The sequence below is a fragment of the Exiguobacterium sp. HSB13 genome, assembly GCF_056764755.1.
In genome coordinates this window covers 1-1235 of sequence record NZ_JBUZOM010000013.1, presented here as the reverse complement: position 1 = coordinate 1235, position 1235 = coordinate 1, and the positions used below count along the sequence as shown (strand labels likewise).

Here is a 1235-nt window from a genome sequence, read left to right as displayed (position 1 = left end):
AAACTCTCCATAAAGTGTTTGACTTGCTCGTTGTTGTGACCGAAGTCACGATTGACGAAGCTTGCGCTTCATTCATGTTTGTATTCCGTAGAATACGATTTTTGCCTCATCGTTCAGTTTTCAAAGTCCAATGTATTTCGTATGAAAATAATGGTCGGGAAGACAGGATTCGAACCTGCGACCCCTTGGTCCCAAACCAAGTGCTCTACCAAGCTGAGCTACTTCCCGAAAAGTGCACCCTGAGAGATTCGAACTCCCGACCCCTTGATTCGTAGTCAAGTACTCTATCCAGCTGAGCTAAGGGTGCATCATATGGTGCGGTCGAGAGGACTTGAACCTCCACGATGTTGCCACCACTAGGCCCTCAACCTAGCGCGTCTACCGATTCCGCCACGACCGCATAATGCTATTCAAATATAAATGGAGCGGAAGACGGGATTCGAACCCGCGACCCCGACCTTGGCAAGGTCGTATTCTACCACTGAACTACTTCCGCATATAAATGGTACGGGTGAAGGGACTTGAACCCCCACGTCAAAGACACTAGATCCTAAATCTAGCGCGTCTACCAATTCCGCCACACCCGCATAAAAATGGTGTGTCATGCAGGATTCGAACCTGCGACCCTCTGATTAAAAGTCAGATGCTCTACCAACTGAGCTAATGACACATAAATGATATGAAGTTAAAAAAATGGGGCGACTGATGGGAATTGAACCCACGAATGCCGGAATCACAATCCGGTGCGTTAACCACTTCGCCACAATCGCCAAAATAAAAATGGTGCCGGCAACAGGAGTCGAACCCGCGACCTACTGATTACAAGTCAGTTGCTCTACCAGCTGAGCTACACCGGCAAAAGAAATGGTGGCTTTGGACGGAATCGAACCGCCGACACAAGGATTTTCAGTCCTTTGCTCTACCAACTGAGCTACAAAGCCGATATTAAAATGGCGGTCCTGACGGGATTCGAACCCGCGATCTCCTGCGTGACAGGCAGGCATGTTAACCGCTACACCACAGGACCGTTTTAAGTATAAGGTGACGACTTCTATAATGATAAAACATCTATGTAAGTCTGTCAATTGTTTTATTAAAAAAACAAAAACCTGGCAACGTCCTATCCTCACAGGGGGAAGCCCCCAACTACTTTCGGCGTTCAAGTGCTTAACTTCCGTGTTCGGCATGGGAACGGGTGTGACCACTTGGCTATCGTCACCAGACGACGGGCTCGC

At 48.3% G+C, this 1235-nt stretch carries 10 tRNA genes and 1 rRNA gene; all 11 read right to left on the bottom strand.

Features of this window, described 5'->3' with window-relative positions:
• Positions 1-151 precede the first annotated feature (151 nt).
• Positions 152-228: transfer RNA gene (locus tag ACZGCQ_RS16780), tRNA-Pro, on the bottom strand.
• Positions 229-233: 5 nt separating this feature from the next.
• Positions 234-307, bottom strand: a tRNA-Arg gene (locus ACZGCQ_RS16775).
• A 6-nt stretch (positions 308-313) separates the two neighbouring features.
• Positions 314-400, bottom strand: a tRNA-Leu gene (locus ACZGCQ_RS16770).
• 21 nt (positions 401-421) lie between these two features.
• A tRNA-Gly gene (locus tag ACZGCQ_RS16765) sits at positions 422-496 on the bottom strand.
• Positions 497-503: 7 nt separating this feature from the next.
• Positions 504-587, bottom strand: a tRNA-Leu gene (locus tag ACZGCQ_RS16760).
• 7 nt (positions 588-594) lie between these two features.
• Positions 595-670, bottom strand: a tRNA-Lys gene (locus ACZGCQ_RS16755).
• Between the two features lie 24 nt (positions 671-694).
• A tRNA-His gene (locus ACZGCQ_RS16750) sits at positions 695-770 on the bottom strand.
• A gap of 11 nt (positions 771-781) precedes the next feature.
• Positions 782-857, bottom strand: a tRNA-Thr gene (locus ACZGCQ_RS16745).
• Between the two features lie 8 nt (positions 858-865).
• Positions 866-941, bottom strand: a tRNA-Phe gene (locus ACZGCQ_RS16740).
• Positions 942-951: 10 nt separating this feature from the next.
• Positions 952-1027 (bottom strand) — tRNA-Asp (locus tag ACZGCQ_RS16735).
• A gap of 80 nt (positions 1028-1107) precedes the next feature.
• Positions 1108-1223: ribosomal RNA gene (gene rrf, locus ACZGCQ_RS16730) — 5S ribosomal RNA — on the bottom strand.
• Positions 1224-1235: the final 12 nt, after the last annotated feature.